This window comes from Novosphingobium sp. BL-52-GroH (assembly GCF_044813085.1).
Lineage (GTDB): Bacteria > Pseudomonadota > Alphaproteobacteria > Sphingomonadales > Sphingomonadaceae > Novosphingobium.
This window is the reverse complement of record NZ_CP171152.1, coordinates 3232133-3251931: the sequence shown is the minus strand read 5'-3', so window position 1 is coordinate 3251931 and position 19799 is coordinate 3232133. Positions and strand designations below refer to the sequence as shown.

Sequence of the window (19799 nt, the reverse complement as noted above, 5' to 3'; positions counted from 1 at the left end):
GGTGGCGCGCACTCTTTTCGACAAGCTGTGGAACGCGCATCTGGTGCGCGATATCGGGGGCGGAACCGGCCTCGTCGCGATCGACCGCATCCTGCTCCACGAGCGCACCGGCGGCATCGCGCTCAAGGCGCTGGAGGAAAGCGGCCGCAAGGTGCGTGATCCCGCGCGCGTCTTCGTGACCATGGACCACGTCGTCGACACCCTGCCCGGGCGCGGCGACCGCACGATCATGCCCACCGGCACAGACTTCATCCTCGCCACGCGCGAAGCCGCCAAGGCCGCAGGCGCGACGCTGTTCGACATCGGCGACGCGCGCCAGGGCATCGTCCACGTCATCTCCCCCGAGAACGCGATCGTCCTGCCGGGCCTCACCCTGGTCTGCCCCGACAGCCACACCTGCACGCAAGGCGCGCTGGGCGCACTGGCCTGGGGCATCGGATCGAGCGAGGCCGAACACGCGCTCGCCACCGGCACGCTGCGCGTCAAGCGCCCGGCGCAGATGCGCGTGACGATCGAGGGCGATCTCGGCCCCGGCGTCACTGCCAAGGACCTCGCGCTGCACGTCGTCGCCCGGCTCGGCTCGGGCGGCGGGCGGGCGCACGTGATCGAATACGCGGGCCCCACGATCGAGGCGCTGCCGGTCGAGGCGCGCATGACCTTGTGCAACATGGCGACCGAACTCGCCGCCTTCACCGCCGTCATCGCGCCCGACGACAAGACCGTCGCCTGGCTGAAGGGGCGCACTTACGCCCCGCAAGGCGCCGACTGGGACGCCGCCGTCACCGCATGGGCCGATCTGCGCAGCGACGCCGATGCCCGCTTCGACAGCGAAGTGACGATCGACGCCGCCGAAGTCACCCCGATGGTGAGCTGGGGTACCAGTCCGCAGCAGTCCGCCCGGATCGACGGCCGCGTGCCGCAGCTCGCCGCCCCGATCCCCGGCACCGCGCCCACCACGCCCGAGGCCCACGCCCGCGCGCTCGCCTATATGGACCTTGTCGAAGACGGCCCGCTCGCCGGCCTGCCGATCGACGCTGCCTTCATCGGCTCGTGCACCAACGCCCGCCTGCCCGACCTGCGCATCGCCGCCGGCATCCTCGCCGGGCGCAAGGTCGCGCCGGGCGTGCGCGCGATCTGCGTGCCCGGATCGACCCGCGTGAAGGCCGAGGCCGAGGCCGAAGGGCTCGACCAGGTGTTCCTCGCCGCCGGGTTCGAGTGGCGCGAGGCGGGCTGCTCGATGTGCTTCTTCTCAGGCGGCGAGAGTTTCGGCGCGCAGGAGCGCGTTATCAGCACCACCAACCGCAACTTCGAAAGCCGCCAGGGCCCCGGCACGCGCACGCACATCGCCTCGCCCGCGACGGTCGCCGCCTCGGCCATCGCCGGGGTCATCACCGATCCGCGCGACCTGAGCCTGGAGGCCTGCTGATGGAACCGTTCCAGACCCTGCGCTCGCTCGCCGCGCCGCTGATCCGCGACAACGTCGACACCGACGCAATCATCCCCTCGCGCGAGATGAAGTCGGTGTCGAAGACCGGACTTTCCGCCGGGCTATTTGCCGGCTGGCGCTATACCGACGTCGACGCGCGTGTGCCCGATCCCGATTTCGTGCTAAACCAGCCCGCCTACCACGACGCGCGCATCCTGCTGGGCGGCGGCAACTTCGGCAGCGGATCGAGCCGCGAGCACGCCGTCTGGGCGCTCGCCGAATATGGCTTCCGCGCCGTGATCGCGACCGGGTTCAGCCCGATCTTCCGCGGCAACTGCGTGCGCAACGGCGTGCTGCCGATCGTGCTCGACCCCCGGCCCTTCGACGTGCCCGGGCTCCTGCTCGAGATCGACCTGCCGGCCCAGGAAATCCGGGCCGGGGGCGAGACGTGGCATTTCGAAATCGACGCCGAAGCCAAGCTGATGCTCACCGAAGGGCTCGACCCGATCGCCCTGACCCTGCTTGATGCGCCGCTGATCGACGCACATGAAAGCGCCGACCGCGCGGCTCGTGCCTGGGCCTGGTCGGTGCTGCCCGCCCCCCTCAATTCGAACCTGGAAGAACCCGCATGAGCGATACGATGCATGTCCCCGTCGTGGTGATCGGCGCCGGCGCGACCGGCCTGTGCGCGGCGCTCGCCGTGGCCGACGCCGGCGTCGAGGTGCTGGTGATCGAACGCGACGACACGCCGCTTGGCTCGACCGCGATGTCTACCGGCCTGATCCCCGCCGCCGGCACGCCCGAGCAGGCGGCCCAGGGCGTGGTCGATTCGCCCGAGATCTTCGCGCAGGACATCGCCTACAAGACCAAGGGCGTCGCCGACCCGGCGATGGCGCTGAACCTCGCGCGCGAATCCGCCGAGACCGTCGCCTGGATGCGCGAGAAGCACGCCATCCCGCTCGATCTGCTCGACGGCTTCGTCTACCCGGGCCACAGCGCACGGCGCATGTACGGCACCCCCAAGCGATCGGGCGGCGAACTGATGGGCTGCCTGCAGAGCGCGGCCGAAGAGGCCGGCGTGATGCTGCTGACCAGCGCCACCGTCACCGAACTCGTCGCCGACGATGCCGGCAAGGTCACGCTGGTCCGCTTCGCACGCCCTGACGGCAGCGTCGAGGAGGTATCGTGCGACGCCCTGATCCTCGCCTGCTCGGGCTTTGCGGGGAATGCCGAACTGGTCGCCCGCCACATCCCGGACATGGCCGAGGCGACGTTCCACGGCCATCCCGGCAACAAGGGCGACGCGCTGCGCTGGGGCGAGCAGCTGGGCGCGGCGATGGCCGATCTCACCGGCTACCAGGGCCACGGCGGCCTCGCCGCCGGGCACGGCATCCCGATCCTGTGGCCGCTCATCATGGAGGGCGGGTTCCAGGTGAACACGCTGGGCCAGCGCTTCAGCAACGAGGCGGCGGGCTATTCCGAACAGGCCGCCAAGGTCAACGCCCAGCCCGGCCACGTCGCCTGGTCGATCTTCGACGCACGGCTGCACACTCTCATGTGCGATTTCGAGGACTACCGCGACGCGATCTCGGCACAGGCGGTGATCCAGGCCGACGACCTCGAAACCCTTGCCTCGGCCACCCGGCTTCCCGCGGACGTACTGGCGCGGACCATCGCCGAGGTGGCCGCCTGCACGCGCGGCGAGACGTCCGACCCGTTCGGCCGCGACTTCACCGGGAAGCCCGAACTCGCCGGACCGTGGTACGCGGCAAAGGTGACCGGCGCCCTGTTCCACACGCAGGGCGGCCTCGTGGTCGACGACGATGCGCGCGTGCTGCGTGCCGACGGCAAGGGCCTGCCCAACCTGTTCGCCGGCGGCGGCGCGGCGCGGGGCGTGTCGGGGGACGGGTCCTACGGCTACCTCGCCGGAAACGGACTGCTGACCGCGACCACCCTGGGCAAGATCGCCGGCCGCAGCGCCGCGGCACAGGTCGTCCCGGAATGAAATAGTCGACCTGCGATCATTCGCTTGCCCCCCGGATCGCCCATATGTATTATGTATGGGACAAATGGTTCCGCCTGGATCTTCCATCCGGAATGCAAGCTAGGGATATGCAGGTCATGGCTTCACGCGCCGTCATTCCGCTCGACGCCAAGGGCGACACCATCGCGATCTTCGCCAACGATGTCGACGAGGAAAGTTCGGGAGGCCGTGGCATCCCGATCCGGGCGATCAGCCGCGCAATCAGTGTCCTCCAGGCGATCAACCAGACGGGCTCGCTGAACCTGATGGAAATCGCGACGGCGTCGCAGGTGCCTTATCCCACCGCCTGCCGGATCGTGCAGACGCTGCTCCACGAAGGCCTGATCGAGCGGGAGGAGAGCCGCAAGTACTATCGTCCGACGGCGCTGGTGCAGACCCTGTCCCAAGGTTTCCAGGGCCACGGCGAACTCGTGCAGTTGTCGCGCCCGCACATCGCCGCGCTGACCCGCGAGATCGGGTGGCCGATCTCGCTGTCGACCCACGTCGGCAGTTCGATGGTCCTGCGCGATTCCACCCATTCGCTGACATCGCTGTGCTTCAACGAATATCACCCCGGTTACGCGATGCCGATCCTTGAGTGTGCCGCCGGCCTCGTCCATCTCGCCTTCATCCCGGACGACGAGCGCGACACCATCCTGCGCAATCTTGCGCGCCTCGGCGACGACGAGACCCAGCGCATGCTCGAGATCATGCGCCAGGGCGCCCTGATCGACGGCGTCCGGAGCAGCGGATATGCGGCGCGAAGCTACAACCGCTTCACGCTCAATCCCGGAAAGACCTCGTCGATCGCCGTGCCGATCGTCGACCGCGGCGTGGTGCTCGGATGCCTGACCGTCGCATTCTTCGCGACGGCCCTGGAAATCCGGGAAGGCGTGCGCGAACTGCTCCCCCGTCTCAAGGACTGCGCGCGCAAGATTGCCCTCCAGATGGGTGGCTAGCCGTCAGTTCCCGATCCCGACCATGAGATCGATCGCTTCGGCCTCGCCGACGACTTCGGCCATCTTGGCGCCCATGTCGAAAAGGTTCTGTTCTTGCGGCCGCACGTCGCGGTCACCGCAGGCTTCGCGTACCACGAACGGCGCAAAGCCGTGGCACAGCGCATCGAGCGCGGTGGCGCGCACGCAACCCGAAGTGGAGAAGCCGGTAATCAGCAGCGTGTCGAAGCCGGCCGCATGGAGCGTCGAGGCCAGCGAAGTCCCGAAGAAAGCGGAGGGATACTGCTTGGTCAGCACCATCTCGCCGGGCAGCGGCTGGAGCGAGGGCGCGAAAGCCCCCTGCGGCGAGCCGCGCTCGAACGCCCTGAGCGCGGGAACCTTGCGGAAGAACATGCCTCCGTCGATCCCGCCCGGCTCGTAGACGACATTGGTGAAGATCACCGGCACGCCCGCTTCGCGCGCGGCGGCGGCAAGGCGCACGTTCGAGGCGAGCGCATCCTCTACCCCCGCGTAGAGCGGCGAGGCGGGGTCGAGATAGGCCATGACCACGTCGACGATCAGCAATGCGGCCCGCTTGCCGAACGCCAGCTTGCCGCCGAAGCCGGCAGCGGAATAGTCGGCGTCGAGGTCGGGCTTGTCAGGCGTCATAGCGTTTCCCCAGGGAAATGAGTTCGGATGCACCCAGCAGGGCGTTCATGTCGGAGAGCGCGACGATCTCGCTGGCGAGGCCCGCGGTGGAACGGTCGCGCGACAGGGTGCCGAGCCAGTCCGGTGCCCGTGCGACCAGTCCGTGCATGAGGAGCAGCGGATGCAGCGCCAGCGCGAAGCCGAGCGCTTCGAGGACGGCGCCGTCGTCGGTCGGGGTGACCCCGCCCTCGACGAGATTGTGGACCAGCGGCACGCGCCCGGCGAAGCGCGTCGCCACCGCCTCGAGTTCTGCCATGGTGCGCGGGCCTTCGACGAACAGCACGTCCGCGCCGGCCTCCAGGTAGGCTTCGGCACGGTCCATCGCCGCCTCGAAGCCCTCCACGGCCAGCGCGTCGGTGCGGGCGATGACCAGCATGTCCTCGCGCACGTCGAGCGCCGCGCTGATCCGGCCCACGGCTTCGGCCAGCGGCACGACGGTCTTGCCCGCCATATGGCCGCAGCGCTTGGGGAAGCCCTGGTCCTCGATCTGCACGGCGCTGGCCCCTGCCCGCTCGAACGCGCGCAGCGAGCGTTGGAGGGTAAGGGCGTTGCCGAAGCCGGTATCACCGTCGACGATGAGGGGAATGGCGATGCGATCGCGGATCACCGCGACCGCGTCGGCCACCTCGCTGGCCGTGACCAGGCCCATGTCGGGCCGACCGTAGCGGCCCATCGACAGCGCCCCGCCGGACAGGAAGGCGATGGGGAAGCCCGCGCGTTCGACGAGAAGCGCGGTGAGCCCGTCCCAGCAGCCCGGGACCGAATGCAGGCGCCGCCCATCGGGACCTGCGGCGAGCAGGTCCTTCAGGACAGCGACGTGCGCCGCGCCGCTCATCCCTGGTGGCCGGCCAACTGGCCCGGAATGTGGCTTTCGTGGTTTTGGAGATACCACTCGGCGATCTCCTCGCGGGTCGCCCACCACACGCCCGGGAGCGACTTGGCATGCTCGATGAACTCGCGCAGGGCACGGATGCGATGGGCGCGGCCCGAGACGTGCGGGTGCAGGCCCAGGTTCATGATCCGCCCCGTCGTCGCGCCTTCCGCATGGAGTACGTCCAACTCCTCGATCAGCACGTCGCGATATTCGTCGGTCGTGTAGTTCTTGCGGGTGATGAAAGTGAAGTCGTTGATCTCGTTGGAATAGGGCACCGAGACGATCGGCCCGTTCGGCGTCCGCAGCAGGTAGGGCTGGTCGTCGTTCATGATGTCGCAGTAGAACGTGCAGCCGTATTCGGCGAGGATGTCGGCGGTCTGCAGCGTGCCCCGCAGCGACGAGGACAGCCAGCCCTTCGACTTGCGCCCGGTGAATGTCTCGAACTGGTCGAGCGTACGCAGCACGATCTCGCGTTCCTTCGCCGGGTCCTGCGCGAAGTCGCTGAGCAGTTCGCCCTGTTCCCAGTTGTGGGTGAGCAGTTCCCAGCCGCGCTCCAGCACCGCGTCGGTCATCGCCCTGCGGCGCTCGAAGGTGACTGCGTTGGTGGTGCAGCTTGCCTTGACACCCAGTTCGTCGAACAGGTCGATCAGCCGCCACAGCCCCACCCGCTGCCCGTATTCGCGCCAGGAGAAGTTCGGGAAGTCGGGCGTGTTGCCCGGCAGGATGTCGGGCAGGATCGACGGGCCGCCGGCGTAATAGGGCTTGGTCGTGTCCTTCGTCAGGTCCCAGGTCTCCAGGTTGAACGTCAGGATCAGCGCAACCCGCGCTCCGTTCGGCCACACCAGCGGCCGGCGATGGGGAAGCGGGACATAATCGTATTCCATCGTGCGACTCCGGAAACTGGGGGGCAAGCTGTCGACCGTGCAGACGCATGCAAGATCATGCCGGCCGCCCTAGGTCCGCGCACCGCGGTCGGCCTAGGCGCCTGGCCCCAAGTTCTCGCCTGTCGACCATGGCGCTTGGCGGTGCGTCCTTACACCAACAGCGCGCTATGAACACTCCGGGCGACAGGCGAACCGCGGATAGCACACGCAACCCACTGATCGAGTGGCTTGCGCTCGAGGCGGTCGGCGGGGGTAGGCATTGGACTTGGATGGCAACCGGATCGGACGATCACTTAGAGGCTGTTTGAAAATGCGCGGGAGCGCGCATTTTTGAGGCTGCACCGGCCCGCTCCCGCAGAATGGGCAGCGCCCATTTTCAAACGATTACTTAGCTCTTTGAAAGGGGAGGCTTATTAAAGGATACCTATTCCTCCTCGCCTATTGTTGCGCGGACGTGGCAGCAGGACCCAAATCATGGACTCTGCGGCGAGGCGCTTGTTAGGGCGCTTTTTCCATATGCCGCTAAAGAATTTTCTTTTTCGCAGTCCGGATTTGGCTTATTCCCGCCATAACAGTGGGAGGCGCAGCTTCGTGCTACATTCCAGGATCATCGGCGCGATCATCGCCGCCGCTCTTCTTATTCCTGCGCCGGCTTATGCCAGGCGACATGATGACTGGCATCACGATCATCATCACCATGACCGCGATCATGATGGGAATGCTGTAGCGGGCGCCGCCCTTGCCATCGGACTGATTGGCATCGCTGCTGCCGTTTCCGCCAAGAAAAAGCGAGAGGTAGACGAGCGGCGCGACACCTATCGATATGGCTATGGCGATAGCTACGGAAGAGATGCGTTCTCTCCGGCACGAGACGTCAATTGTTACCGCAGCGAGCGCCGCTGTTTCGTCCGCGGTCAGTTTTCCTACGAATGGACCGATAGCCAGTTCGGCTACGATCCTCATCGCAGGGGGTATTGATCATGGTCATTCGTTATCTCTGCATCATCGCCGCGCTCGCTGCCGCACCTTCCGTTTCGGCCCAAACAAAAGCATCGGCTGTGGTACCCGACGCGATCAAGATGGACCTGGCTGCGACCGACGCGATCCGGTCGGTGCTCGACGACACTTTCGATGAAGGCCACATCGCTATGCTGCAGGCGCTTGGCCACCAGCAGGCAGTCGCATCCACCTGCTCCGGCTTCGAGATCGACCCCAAGGCGTTCTCGACGGAGTTCGACCTCATCTATGATGATTCGAGCGGGAAGCCACGCAATCTGGATGCCAGCCAGCGCGCCGAGATCGAACGCAAGGCGACGCTGGCCATGGGCATGGCCCTTGGCGCCCAGATCGCCATTTCCGCGAACGATCATCAGGCCTTCTGCCAGGCTGCAACTCAGGAACGCTCCAATGGCAAAGCGACGCACCTGATCTGGACGAAATAGCACGTGCGCGTGCAGCCGAACTGGCGGCCCGCCGCTTGCGTTTACCCGGTTTACAATGCCATCATCTTCGCGACTTGGGGGACGGTCGGCGCTCGATATGCGGACGGCGGCGCCTGCAGACATCGCGCGTATGGCCGATCACTTAGAGCCGGGACTATGGGTCTGGTCGCCGGCAATTTCACCGTCGCGACCATTGTTGGTCATGTCGACCTCTCCCGCCAGATCGCGACCGTCGACCGAAACGGCGTGAGGATTGCGGTTTCGACGATGACCTCGGGGAAGCCCGGGCATGCCCCCCCTCACCGGCGTCTTCACGATCCCTCAGAAGGATGCCAATCACCGCTCTAGCGAGCCCATTCCGCTAGCCGGTCCGCGCCCAAGTGAGGCCGGGCGCTACTATCTCATCACCCAGTCGAGCGCCGGCGATGATGGCCAACGTGGACGGCTGACGATCATGGATGCAGTCATACCGCCGCCATGAAATGGAGCGTTTAATCGGCACGTGCGTTGATCGGACATAAAACAGTGGGAAGGCGACACAACATGAGAAGGGCAATCATTTCGGCTTCGGTATTTGCGCTGGCCACCGTGATAGGGTCGGCGCAGGCCCAGACGCCTTCGGCACTGAACGATCTGGTAGGCGCAAGAGCGGCAGGCGCCGAAACCCAGATCAGGGCTCGCGGCTATACTTTCGTAAAAACCCAGAAAGGCGACGATCGCAGCTACAGCTATTGGTGGAATTCCTCGAGCCGGCAGTGCGTCACCGTCGCGACGATGGACGGGCGTTACGACTCGATCACATCCTCGCCCGCCCCGGACTGCGGCCAGCGCGAAGAACGCCGCGGATCGAGCGAAAGCGGAAGCTACCGACCGACCCAGAGCTACGGCTACGGCAGTTCGTCCTCCAATCAGCGCCAATCTCCCAGCTACGTGGAAGACCGCGACCGCGGGCAGGATCGCTATCAGGTGGATGGCCAGAATGTCGATCTGGGACTCGTGTGTTTTGGCGACGGGCAGCGGCCGGGCTTTGCCACGACCTACGGATATTCGTGGAACGGCCGTACCAAGCGCTATGATTACGGTAACCGTACGGAGATGACCGGACAACAGTTCGACGCCTCGGTTTCGCTGCAGTTCTGGCCCGGCGGCGGCCATATCCGCCTTCCCAAGAAGCTTGTCCCGCCGATCAACAGCCGGGGTAACGATGGTTGGTGGGACCTGTACGACGTCGAGATGGGCCCCGATGTCATCAGGGCGAAGTATCGACTCAACGGCATGAACAAGCCCACCGTCACGATCAATCGCAGGAGTGGCCAGATCAGCATCCGCGGGCTCGATCCTTACGCATTCAGTGGAACCTGCGACCTCATCGACGGCGACGATCACCGCCGCTTCTGATACGCGGCCCGGGCCGGTACGCCCGGTCCGACTGGCTTTGGGAGAATGCTCATGAATTGGAAGCATGGAGCCATCGTTGCCCTCGCGGTCGTGACCGCAGCTATGCCGGCAACGGCGCAATCGCCAATCAGGACCGAACGCGTCCAGTTTGCCAGAGGTGCCACCTCGTCGACCATTCGCGGTTCCATCCGAGGCTACGACACCGTGGATTACATCGTCGGCGCCCGTGCCGGCCAATCCATGTCCGTGTCCCTGCAATCGAGCAATAAGTCGGCCTACTTCAATGTCTTGCCGCCGCGCTCCGAGGAAGCGGTCTTTAACGGCTCTATCACAGGCAGCCGGTTCGATGGTCGGCTCAAGGACACCGGCGACTACCGCGTCAGGGTATATCTGATGCGCAGCGCCGCCAGACGAGGTGAGCGAGCGACATTCAGCCTGACCGTTGGCGTCGACACCCGGCCCGGCAACGTCGGAGCCGCACCCGGGCCGGTCGGCTCCGGAGCGCCCATATCGGCCGGCAACAGGCCGGCCTATTGTCGAGGCGAGGCCTCGCAGCAGTACGGCGTGCGGCCCAATTACATTCGGACCAGCCCCGCCATAGCGAACGCCAGCGGTATCATGATCGACGGGACGGCCGACCAGGGGCGTGACGGGATCAAGCGCTTCCGTTGCAGGTTCGATGCGCGGGGACGTTTCATCGACGTCATGGCTATGACCCGCGACGGCTTCTGATCTCTAGCCTGATAATCGACACGTCAGGGCGGCGTTGTCCCCCTGACGTGTCAGGCGCCCCTTGTCGTCACTCGGTGCTGCCCGAACGTCACTGGCGCAAGGGTGTCCATGTAACCTCCCTCCCCCGAGCCATGCCAGCGATCCAGCCGCGACTGACGGGATAAAGGCCAACATCGTACGGTTTGCCTGACCATCTCTGGCAAGGGATGCCGACTACAATACGTGGCGTTTCCCTGGACAAGCAGCTCTTCTTGGAAGCCTATGCCGGAGCCAGCATCCAAAATAGCCGACAGATCGCGACGTGCCTCAAGGAGTTCATGGCGTCCGTGCCGCTCCCTCGCTCTGCGGTTTCCGGCGCGTATCGACGTCATCTGTGTGCAGCCAGATGTCACGCTGGGGGAAGGGAATGCCGATACCGGCCTTTTCCAATGCGTTCAGGATCGCAAAGTAGAGGTCTGATCGTACCGCCTGACGTTGGTTCACATTGCCCACGAAGCAGAGGGCCTTGAGGTTGATCGCGCTGTCGCCAAGGCTATCCAGGACGACCGCGGGTGCCGGGTCGTCGAGGACACGAGAGTTGCCGGTGAGCACGTCCAGAAGGACTTTGCGCGCCGTTTCGACGTCGCAGCCATAAGCGATCCCGACCGGCAAGGTGATGCGGCCCAGGCTTCCGCCATAGGTCAGGTTGGTCACGCTGCCGGAAATCAGCTCGGTATTGGGGATGATGACTTCGTGCCGGTCGAACGTCTCGATGTGCGTGGAACGAAACGCGATCTTGCGGACGTGGCCGGAATAGGTGCCGACCTCGATCCAGTCGCCCACCTTGATCGGGCGTTCGATCAGCAGGATGATGCCGCTGACGAAGTTGGCGACGACCGACTGCAACCCGAAGCCGACACCGACCGAGAGCGCGCCGGCAATGAAGGCAAGGCTCGAAAGATCGAGGCCGGCCGCAGTTATGGCGACCAGCGCCGACAGCGTGAGCCCGACGTACCCGAACCCGGTGAGCACCGCGGCCCGGGCCCCGGCTTCCATGCGCAATCGGTCCAGTACGGCGTAGTGAAGTACTCTTTGCAGCCAGCGCGTCAGCGCGTAGCCGAGCAGGAATACCAGGGCGAACGTCATCACGCTGCCGAACGACACGCGAATCTGGCCGACCTCCACGCCGTTCTTCAGCGCCAGGATCCAGTCGATGACTTTTTCGACACTGAAGCCCCACGTCACTGCGACGATCGGTAGGGTGAGGACGAACAGGGCAAAGCCGAAAGCCAGCGGCAGTAGCTGGAGATATCGGGACCCGGTGCTTTCGCGCCTGTGGAACAGAAGTTCGCTTGCCTCTGTCAGGGAGCGGTAGAGAAACAGTGCGGTGCATACGACCGCGAACGACATCAGCGTGGATGTCAGCAAATAGCGCGCCAACGCGATGTAGCCGGCCAGTGCGGCCAACACCCCCAAACCGGCGGCAAAGGTCATGACCCGGGCGGCGGGCCGCACCATGTCTGTCGCGCGACCTGCCTTGGGATCATGTGCGGCGGCTTCGTCGGCTGCGGCTCTGGCCCCAGTCGCCCCCTTGAGAATGCGAGCAAGCCGCCACGTCAGGAAGCCGGCAGCCACGACGATAAGGAATGACGCAATAGCGCCGGTGGCAGCGGAGTTGCCCGGCTGCTGATCGGCATAATCGGCAAGCCCATCGGCTGCCAGGGCCACGCCCAGCATGGTCATGATACGGATGGCGGCTTCACTTGCGCCATCGGGGATCTGCACTAACTGCGCTGGCGGGAACGCAGGACTGAAAATGCTTTGGCCCAGCCACCGCGCGAAGATGACGGTCATGCCGGCGGATATGATCTCCCAACTGAAGGAAGCCATCAACGGCAGGTCCGCCGTAAACAGGGTCACGCTGGCGAGAACGATGAGCAGCACAATAGCAGGGATCGCAATGTCCAGCAGGTCACGCGCGAACGCCAGTCCCAGGCGGCTACGCGGCGTACCCATAGACGTGTTGCGCCGATCGATGGCCGCGCGCAGCGAGCGGCGGCATCGTGCGGCAATCCAGGCTGCGGCGATTGTGATCGCGGCGACTATGGCGAGCCGTACCGGTAACGGCACCCCCACAAGATCGGGATGCGGCTGACGGATAGTCGTCTGCGGGACAACGTTGATCCGTCCGGAGCGCATGTCTCGGATCGCCATGGCCCAAGTGTGCGCACTGAGGAAAGGATGGCTGTGCGAGAACAGCTTTTGACGCCGCTTCTGGCGCAGGATCTGGTCGATTTCTTTGATAAGTACGCCATTGCGCGCTTCGATGTCGCGGGCGGCGATAGCCGGCCCTTCTTCAAACGAGACCTTGTCGTTCAGTTCCACGCGTTTCTTCTTGACCCATGCAAGTTCGCTCTGGCCCTTGGGCGTGGCCGTGCCGAGTTCGGCCAGTTGCGCTTCGGCGATCCGGCCCTTGAGCGTGCCTTGATCGCTCAGGATCAAAGCCTCTTCGCGCTGCACCGTCAGGTCCAGGCGAAGGTCCTCCCATTGGTCGATCGTGACGTGATTGCGCCGGGCCACCGGAAAATCGAGAAGTGCCTCGGCCCTTCCTGCCGTCTTTCGCCATTCCGCGACTGACCGCCAATCGTCGGGCATGGTCTGGGCTGCAACGGGCAGGCAACCGGCCGCCATGGCAAGTAGCATGCTCAGGCAATAGAGAACGATGCGAGCGATGGCTGCTAACTCCGGGCCGTTTCTGCACACAGGCGTAGCGAAAAACCCGAAACTTCAGAAGCCCCCGACAGCCTCGTTTTCTCCGCCTTCAGCACAATCACCGAGCAGCCCCTGGATTTCTGGACGCCTTGACAAGGGGGTGTCCCGCAGCCGGCCGTTGTAAGTTCTTTTCCCCGAGGAATTCCCGGCACTTCCCTCCTCTACAGAGAGAGCATAAGCTCAAAAGATAGAGAGGGCCGCTACGCCGGCTGCCAAGCTCAACGCGGATGACCACAACGACAGCGATGCCCTCCATCCCTGATTTCGACCTGCGATCACGACCGTCATCATTGCCTTCATGATGGTATTGGCAGCAACCGGCGCGACCAACATCAGGCCGACTGCTGGATCCGACAACACCGGCGCGGGTAGTGATCCCATGGTGATGACGGCTGCATCGACGTCGACGAGGCCGGTCAAGGCAAGCACAACGGCGATGCCCGACCTGCCGAAAAGCTCAAGCGCCCAGTGCGATGCCACAGCCAGGACGGCAATCCATGCGGCCAGTATGAATGCGGTCAACAGGGAAAGTGGGTTCGCAAGCGCAGGCGAGTGGGCCTGCCGGCCACTTTCCTGCCACGCGGCAAAGGCAAAAGCAGCTGACGTCAATGCGGCCGGCGCCAGGATGAAGGCCATCGACGGAGCCGCGCCCGGCGCGAGTATCATAACCAGTATCTCCACACGGACGAACATCACGACAGAGGCGACGGCTATGCCTGCCCTGGGCGAGGCCCCGCCCTCCTGATCGGTCCTCAGGTGCCTGGCACAGTCCGCAGTGACGGCGGTCGACGACACCATCGATCCCAGGAAAGCCACTATCATGGTCCCCTTTTGCCCCCCAAGGCGGCGGGCCGCGGCATAGCCAAGAAATGACATGCCAGTGACGACGACCACCATCATCCAGACATTGCGCGGGTTCCAAGCGTCGTACGGGCCGATGTTGGTATCGGGCAGCAAGGGCAATATGATGAGCGCTACGATCGCGAACCGCGCGCCGGCGTCGATTTCGGCCTCATCCATGCCCCTGAGCAGCGCATGCATCGACTGGCGCGCACTCAAGATGGCGAACGTCGCCGCGCCGGCCGCCAGACCGACCTGGACGGAGATGGCGACTGCCGCGAACCCGGCGGCGAAAGTCACGATCGAGGCGACGGCACTCGTAGCCGAGAGGTCCTTTCGACCGGCCTCCTTGGCATAGCCGATGGCGATCACCGCGCAGGCTGCGAACGCCACCGCAGCGCCTACCACAGCGGGAAGAAGGCTCGCCAGCCCTCCGCAAAAGCCAAGAAGCCCGAACGTCCTGAAACCCGCGACGCGCAACCCGGCCCTGCGGTCGCGCAGTGCCCATCCTCTCTGCATGCCCACAAGCAGACCCGTGGCAAGCGCCGCCGCCAATCTGACCAGCAGATGCGTTTCATCCACTTTGCTTCAACCTAGCAATGCAGCAAGACTCAGCGCACCGGGCCCCGGCAAGTCCTGGTCCATGGCGTGACCATCTGGCCTGCCATACGCCGCTATGCGTGCCATTACCGAGCAAATGGAAGACTGCCCGCACGACTGCTGACAGGCGCGCCCAGATAAATCGGATCGGATGTGACGCTCGATTGTAGACAGGTCCGTCGCCGAAACCACCTCGCCCGAGGCGATCGCGTTAATGAGCTCTGGCGGATAAAGTCGTCTCGATGCCTGCATGATCGGCCTCACCGTCATTACGAACTCCTCGATAGGCGTTTCCCGGGAGCGAACGACATCCGTATTAGTCCGAATGCGACAGACGGACCGGTCGATCGTCTTGGACCGATGCACGATTGTTGCCCGGATTTTCCGACCGTGCAGGCCGAACACGCCTACTCGGCAGGTCGGGTGGCGGAGTGGGCCGGTACAGGACCGAAATTCGCCTCTCCGGCGACGAATGCCGCATCAGGCTCTATATGACGTCCCAGGCCGTGAAACCGAGGAAGATAATAGACCCGGCAAGCATGACCGCCGTCGCGCACCATCCTACGGCCGCCTGGCCACGAGATACGGTCAACCGTCCCATAGCGCGCGGATTACGGACGATCAGCATCATCATGACCATCAGCGGTCCCGCCAGTACGCCATTGACCACTGCGGCCCAGTAAAGCGCTCGCGCGGGGTCGAGGCCTATGGTGTTCAGGGAGGCGCCCCCCAAGGTCGTCACAGCGATGGTCCCGTAGAACAGCTTCGCCGAGAGTGGTTTGGCATCCAGGCTCCCTGCCCTTCCCGTCATTTCGGTGACTGCATATGCCGCTGACCCGGCCAGCACGGGGACCGCAAGAAGGCCGGTTCCGATGATGCCCAGTGCAAACATCGCGAACGCGAACTGCCCTGCTATCGGACGAAGCGCTTCTGCAGCCTGCGAAGACGTCGTGATATCCCGGACGCCGCTGGCGTGAAGCGTCGCTGCGGTCGCAAACACGATCGCCAACGATATGATGGTGCTGACGGCCATCCCGGTGAGCGTGTCCAGGCGAATACGCCTCAATTCCGGCCCTGCGGTGCTGGCGGTAAGGCAGAGCGGCTTAACGTGGTGCCGGTGCTGCTCCTCGATCTCCTGGCCAGCTTGCCAGAAAAACAGATAGGGGCTGATCGTCGTCCCCAGGATCGCGACGAATGCGGTCGCGTAAGCCACGTTGAATTGCAGTTCCGGCACGACCAGTGAGCGCAAGGCATGTCCCCAGGGCACGTGCGCTACCGCGACGACGGCGACATAGGTGAAAAGCGACAATGTGGTCCACTTGAGGATTGCAGCGTAGCGCGGATAGCTCAAGCCAACTTCGAGGATCACGCAGACGATGCCGAACAGCAACGTATACAAGGCACTGTCCCCGTGCGTGAGAAGTGCCAATGCGGCCCCCATGGCGCTCAAGTCCGCGCCCAGGTTGATGACATTGGCGATAAGCAGGAGTGAAACCATGATCCATAGGACCACGCGTGGATAATGGCGCCTCAGGTTGCGTGCGATCCCCGCACCCGTCACGCAGCCGATTTCGGCCGCGATCTCCTGAATGGCGACCATCAGCGGAAAACTAAGGACGAAGGTCCAGGACAGGCCATAGCCGAACTCGGCGCCGATCTGGCTGTGCGTCCCAATCCCGCTGGGATCGTCATCCGCAGCGCCGGTTATCAAACCGGGACCCAGCGATTTCAGGAATGAGTGCGGCCTCGAAGAAACGGAATCCGCAGGCGCGCCAAGTCGATTCATTTTTGTGGTCGCCTCATGCCCGGATGCGCGCGTTTCAAGCGGAACACGTTCGCCGCGTCGTCGGATATTCGGCGTTCAAGTCAACGCCTCACATTCAATTCTACGGGCGTGCAGATGCCAGGGGGAGATGCGCTCCAGTCGCTCGAACTCGGCAATTGCACATTCGATCGCCTGTTCTTCGTTCGTCACGTGAAGGACCTCCACCGTCCTTTGGCAGACGCGGTGATCATGACCTGTAGGATCAGGCAGATCGTTGAGAAAGCAAACCTTGTAACTGGGCACGTTGCTGCTCCCTGATGTCAATGGCCGAACAATATCGGCACAGCTGCCGCTCGAAGGAGGTGAGACGCCGGCGGATCGGCGCCGCCCAAGAGATCATGAGTGACTCCGCCCAAGAGCATTTCGCGGACGCGCGAATGCGCCGCCGCGCCGATAGCCAGCATGTCGGCGCGATGATTGCCGGCAAAATCCACCAGCGCGGCCGAAACGTGAAGCCCATTCGATTTCACATGATGGATGCTGGCATCAAAACCGTGCCGGGACAGGTGGCGGGCAATCAATTCGCCCGGCGGATAGCCGTTTTCCTTGAGCTGGGGCGTTGCATCGACAACAACGACGTCGACCGACGCACCTGGCCGCGCGAAGGCAAGGCTTTCACACAGCGCCCGGGTCGCTTCACGGGTGCCGTTCCATCCTAGGGCCAGTCGGCGTACGGGGTCGGGCTCGCGGCCATCGGGCCAGATCAGGACCGGCCTTCCCGATGACAGGACGACCTGCGTGAGAACGCGATGACGCAGCGCTGGATCGCCGTAAGCCGCTGTCGGACCAAATAGCACAAGATCGGCATAGCGGGCCAGGATTGGTGCCTGATCCGCCAAACAGCCGGTCGAATCTCGCAGCAAGGATATCTCGAGGTCATCTTGTTCGCCCCAGCGCGCCAGTCTCTGTCGTTTGCGTTCGCCCGCCTCATGGACGTCGATCATGGGCATGTAAGGCGGAGCGACCGTGAAGAAATGGTCTATCTGCTTGACGGCCCAAAGGACTGCAACGCTAAGGTATGCGCCGTGAAACCGGGCAAAATCGCGCGCATGCTTGAGAAACCTGCCATCCTCATCATCGACGTCGACGATTGCGAGAATATCCGTCAGCATCTTCGTCCCTCCATGCAGCGGAACTCTCGCCGGTAACGAGGCTGGGCGCATTGCGGATATGTACGTAGGACTCGATTCCCGGGCGCGGACAAAGACAGGTTTGCGCACACGTCCTCAAGATCGAAGCGCGAAAAGGCGCTGCCGCTCCGGTAATTTGCGTAATGCTACAAACGAGCGGGTATGGAAAACAATGAGGTTCAAGGTTTTCGAGTTCCGGATGTTTTTCAATTCCCCTCTCAAGGTCCGATTTATGAGGAATGGCGATGGCAATGACGGCCTGGCTCTATGCGAGCAGAAGCCGGCTCCTACCCGAGACCGCAGGAGCCGAGATCGAACACCTCGTGGCGATGGCGCACGAACGCAACGCTCGGCTCGATGTCACCGGGGCGCTGCTCTACACCGGAAACCGCTTTGCCCAGTACATCGAAGGGCCCACGGCATCAGTCGATGCATTGCGCGCTAGCATACACCGCGATCCACGACATGACGATATAACCACTATAGAAATGGGCATCCCTCAGAGCCGGCTCTTTGGTTCCTGGTCGCTGGCGTTCGGCCGCCGGTCGCAATATTTCGAAGGGCTGATCGAAAAGGCATTGCAGGATTTCCTGAGCGGGTCCCCTGATGGACACCGTCCGCTCATGCGGCTGCTGAAGGAATGCGCCTCGTAAAGCGCGCGCGCCGACCTGGGGGGCGGCCGCCTATGCCCGAGAGACTGTTTCCCGAATCGTGGCCGCCAATGATGCGATGTCGGTTCCTGCGGGCAAAACGGACCAACCATTCGGCCCGAGCCTCAAATCAGCCGACTGTCGCTGCGCAACTGCCACGGTAGCATCGGAAGCATCCGGACCGCGGTCTCTGATGCGAGCCAGGCGGGCTTCCTCCGCGAGGTCGAGCCAGAAGCCGTGAAACGGCACCTGTTGCTGTTGCGCGACCAGCTCGATCGCTCGCTTTTCGGCCGCTTGTCCGAAAACGGCGTCAGCCACCACCCCCGAACCGGCGCCTACCCAGTGCCCCGTCAGTCGCGTCAGTTCGGCATAGACCCGGCCAGTCTCCCTTTGGTTGTAGCACGAGGGTGGCAGTGAGGTTTCGGGCGCGAGCCCGGCCAGTCGCTTGCGCAATACGTCGCTGCGCAAGATGCGCGCGCCGGGCGCGCCGCCGACATCCGCTCCGATTTCCCGTGCGAGCGTTGTCTTGCCCGTCCCGGACAGACCGGCGATGGCAACGACCACAGGCGTTGCGCCACCGAGCAACGCTTGCGCCAGGATCAGGAAATCCCTTGCTGCGCTTGCCGCTTTGGTGCTGCCTGATCTTTGGAAGGTCGCCGCCATGACATGCGCGCGCACGGTCGCGCGAACGCTCATGAACAAAGGGAGCAACCCTGCCCCGCCTTCGTCCGCCGACACGTCGAGGTATCGGTTGAAAAGCATGTTCGCGGCACGCCGGGCTCCGCGATGCCAGAGGTCCATGAGTAGGAATGCCAGGTCGTAAAGCACATCGGCCGTGGCCAGTTCCTCATCAAACTCGAGGCAATCGAACGGCGTCGCGCTGCCGTCTATCATTGCGATATTGCCAAGGTGAAGATCGCCATGGCCGCGTCGGACGCGGCCCGACAGCGACCGAAGATCAAGAAGCGCGGCGTTTCGTTCTATCATCGCGGCAATCTCGGTCGTCAAGGCGCCGACCTGGCGACTATCGAACAGTTCGGGATAGGCCGCCAGGCGTGCCGCATTGCCCTTCGCGACCTTTCTCAGCCGCGCCGCGCCTCCTGAGTTTCTGGAGGACTCAGCCTCTTCATGGAAATGTGCCAGATGGTCGGCCAACTGCATCACAGCGGCATCCGCGAGGGTGCCATGTTCAACCTGATCCGCGAGAAGCGCTCCTTCCGGGAATCTCTGCATTTCGAGCAGCCAGTCCACGGCATCACCGTCGCCATCGAGCCTAAGTGCCCCGGACGGAGACAGTGTGACTTTGTGCAGGGCGAGATAGAGCTTCGGCGCTGTCCGGCGGTTGAGGCGCAGTTCCGCTTCGAGGGCGCCGTGCCGAAGGTCGACCGAAGAAAAATCGAGGTATGGAAGTTTGACTGGCCGCTTCAGTTTCCAGGCGCGATCGCCGGCCAGAAAGACGCTGGCCGCGTGCGTATCGATCCTTTCAGGGACGAGAGTTCCGCCCCACGGCCCGCCACGCCCAATCCACGACGCGACATCGCCCCCGACAGTGTGCTCTGTCGAGGGCGACGCGCTTCCCAA

General features: G+C 64.1%; 18 protein-coding genes and 1 pseudogene. 10 read left to right on the top strand and 9 right to left on the bottom strand.

Features of this window, described 5'->3' with window-relative positions; all coding sequences use genetic code 11:
• Window position 1 precedes the first annotated feature (1 nt).
• From ACFFDA_RS28275 to ACFFDA_RS28260, 4 genes are all read left to right on the top strand, one after another.
• The gene (locus ACFFDA_RS28275) at window positions 2–1426 is read left to right on the top strand and encodes a 3-isopropylmalate dehydratase large subunit (protein WP_404480563.1); all 1425 of its coding nucleotides are present in this window, start codon (window positions 2–4) and stop codon (window positions 1424–1426) included.
• Complete coding sequence (gene leuD, locus ACFFDA_RS28270; protein WP_404480562.1) at window positions 1426–2058, top strand: 3-isopropylmalate dehydratase small subunit; 633 nt, start codon at window positions 1426–1428, stop codon at window positions 2056–2058. Before ACFFDA_RS28275 ends, leuD begins: the two co-directional genes overlap by 1 nt.
• The gene (locus ACFFDA_RS28265) at window positions 2055–3431 is read left to right on the top strand and encodes an FAD-dependent oxidoreductase (protein ID WP_404480561.1); all 1377 of its coding nucleotides are present in this window, start codon (window positions 2055–2057) and stop codon (window positions 3429–3431) included. Before leuD ends, ACFFDA_RS28265 begins: the two co-directional genes overlap by 4 nt.
• Window positions 3432–3547: 116 nt before the next feature.
• Entirely contained in the window at window positions 3548–4408 is an 861-nt protein-coding gene (locus ACFFDA_RS28260) for a helix-turn-helix domain-containing protein (protein WP_404480560.1), read from the top strand.
• A gap of 3 nt (window positions 4409–4411) precedes the next feature.
• On the opposite strand, the gene ACFFDA_RS28255 is transcribed toward ACFFDA_RS28260, so the two are convergent.
• From ACFFDA_RS28255 to ACFFDA_RS28245, 3 genes are read right to left on the bottom strand one after another with little or no spacing between them, the layout of a single operon-like run.
• A complete protein-coding gene (locus tag ACFFDA_RS28255) occupies window positions 4412–5053 on the bottom strand; it encodes an isochorismatase family protein (protein ID WP_404480559.1) in 642 nt (213 codons plus the stop codon).
• Window positions 5043–5927 carry an oxaloacetate decarboxylase gene (locus ACFFDA_RS28250; RefSeq protein WP_404480558.1) on the bottom strand — a complete coding sequence of 295 codons (885 nt, stop codon included), beginning with the start codon at window positions 5925–5927 and terminating at the stop codon, window positions 5043–5045. Before ACFFDA_RS28250 ends, ACFFDA_RS28255 begins: the two co-directional genes overlap by 11 nt.
• Window positions 5924–6850 (bottom strand): polysaccharide deacetylase, encoded by a 927-nt coding sequence (locus tag ACFFDA_RS28245; RefSeq protein ID WP_404477717.1) that lies wholly within the window; start codon window positions 6848–6850, stop codon window positions 5924–5926. Before ACFFDA_RS28245 ends, ACFFDA_RS28250 begins: the two co-directional genes overlap by 4 nt.
• A gap of 474 nt (window positions 6851–7324) precedes the next feature.
• Here ACFFDA_RS28245 and ACFFDA_RS28240 point away from each other — a divergent pair, with 474 nt between their 5' ends.
• The 5 genes and pseudogenes from ACFFDA_RS28240 to ACFFDA_RS28220 all read left to right on the top strand — a co-directional run bounded on the left by ACFFDA_RS28240 (window position 7325) and on the right by ACFFDA_RS28220 (window position 10422).
• Entirely contained in the window at window positions 7325–7828 is a 504-nt protein-coding gene (locus ACFFDA_RS28240) for a hypothetical protein (RefSeq protein ID WP_404480557.1), read from the top strand.
• A 2-nt stretch (window positions 7829–7830) separates the two neighbouring features.
• Entirely contained in the window at window positions 7831–8292 is a 462-nt protein-coding gene (locus tag ACFFDA_RS28235) for a hypothetical protein (protein ID WP_404480556.1), read from the top strand.
• Window positions 8293–8389: 97 nt separating this feature from the next.
• A pseudogene (locus ACFFDA_RS28230) lies at window positions 8390–8641 on the top strand (L,D-transpeptidase); the annotation flags it as partial.
• A 194-nt stretch (window positions 8642–8835) separates the two neighbouring features.
• A complete protein-coding gene (locus ACFFDA_RS28225) occupies window positions 8836–9690 on the top strand; it encodes a hypothetical protein (protein WP_404480555.1) in 855 nt (284 codons plus the stop codon).
• Between the two features lie 51 nt (window positions 9691–9741).
• Window positions 9742–10422, top strand: a complete 681-nt coding sequence (locus ACFFDA_RS28220; RefSeq protein WP_404480554.1) for a hypothetical protein — start codon at window positions 9742–9744, stop codon at window positions 10420–10422.
• Window positions 10423–10737: 315 nt separating this feature from the next.
• Here ACFFDA_RS28220 and ACFFDA_RS28215 read toward each other — a convergent pair whose 3' ends face one another.
• The 5 genes from ACFFDA_RS28215 to ACFFDA_RS28195 form a co-directional block, all read right to left on the bottom strand.
• A complete protein-coding gene (locus ACFFDA_RS28215; protein ID WP_404480553.1) occupies window positions 10738–13092 on the bottom strand; it encodes a mechanosensitive ion channel family protein in 2355 nt (784 codons plus the stop codon).
• Between the two features lie 261 nt (window positions 13093–13353).
• The gene (locus ACFFDA_RS28210) at window positions 13354–14595 is read right to left on the bottom strand and encodes an MgtC/SapB family protein (RefSeq protein WP_404480552.1); all 1242 of its coding nucleotides are present in this window, start codon (window positions 14593–14595) and stop codon (window positions 13354–13356) included.
• A gap of 505 nt (window positions 14596–15100) precedes the next feature.
• The gene (locus ACFFDA_RS28205; RefSeq protein ID WP_404480551.1) at window positions 15101–16399 is read right to left on the bottom strand and encodes an NRAMP family divalent metal transporter; all 1299 of its coding nucleotides are present in this window, start codon (window positions 16397–16399) and stop codon (window positions 15101–15103) included.
• Between the two features lie 75 nt (window positions 16400–16474).
• Entirely contained in the window at window positions 16475–16681 is a 207-nt protein-coding gene (locus ACFFDA_RS28200; protein WP_404480550.1) for a hypothetical protein, read from the bottom strand.
• Between the two features lie 17 nt (window positions 16682–16698).
• The gene (locus ACFFDA_RS28195; RefSeq protein WP_404480549.1) at window positions 16699–17550 is read right to left on the bottom strand and encodes a universal stress protein; all 852 of its coding nucleotides are present in this window, start codon (window positions 17548–17550) and stop codon (window positions 16699–16701) included.
• 263 nt (window positions 17551–17813) lie between these two features.
• On the opposite strand from ACFFDA_RS28195, the gene ACFFDA_RS28190 reads away from it, so the two are divergent.
• Window positions 17814–18221 (top strand): BLUF domain-containing protein, encoded by a 408-nt coding sequence (locus ACFFDA_RS28190; RefSeq protein ID WP_404480548.1) that lies wholly within the window; start codon window positions 17814–17816, stop codon window positions 18219–18221.
• A 30-nt stretch (window positions 18222–18251) separates the two neighbouring features.
• On the opposite strand, the gene ACFFDA_RS28185 is transcribed toward ACFFDA_RS28190, so the two are convergent.
• Window positions 18252–19799, bottom strand: a complete 1548-nt coding sequence (locus ACFFDA_RS28185) for an AAA family ATPase (RefSeq protein ID WP_404480547.1) — start codon at window positions 19797–19799, stop codon at window positions 18252–18254.